Origin of the sequence: Pseudomonas putida (genome assembly GCF_030159595.1) — a bacterium.
GTDB classification, from domain to species: Bacteria; Pseudomonadota; Gammaproteobacteria; order Pseudomonadales; family Pseudomonadaceae; genus Aquipseudomonas; species Aquipseudomonas putida_AC.
In genome coordinates, this window is record NZ_BSKJ01000084.1 from 1 (window position 1) to 203 (window position 203).

A 203-nucleotide genomic window follows, 5' to 3' on the forward strand; every position below is an offset into this window, starting at 1 on the left:
GCGCTGCTGAGGCTGCGGAAGTCGCTGATATAAGTACTTTGGGCAGCATTGCCAACGCGGTATGTGTCGCTGCCTGCGTCGCCGGACAAATCCACAAAGCCACCGATCAATGCCGCGCGTACATCGAGGAGGTCGTTGCCGTTGCCACCGTATGCTCGGCCATAGGCCAACGTCAGCTGATCGTCGCCATCACCGCCGAACAA

1 protein-coding gene is annotated in these 203 nt (G+C 59.6%); it reads right to left on the reverse strand.

The window, feature by feature from the left end; genetic code table 11:
* Nucleotides 1-203: hypothetical protein (locus QQL85_RS26620; protein WP_284368806.1), on the reverse strand; the 203-nt coding region annotated here is incomplete at both ends.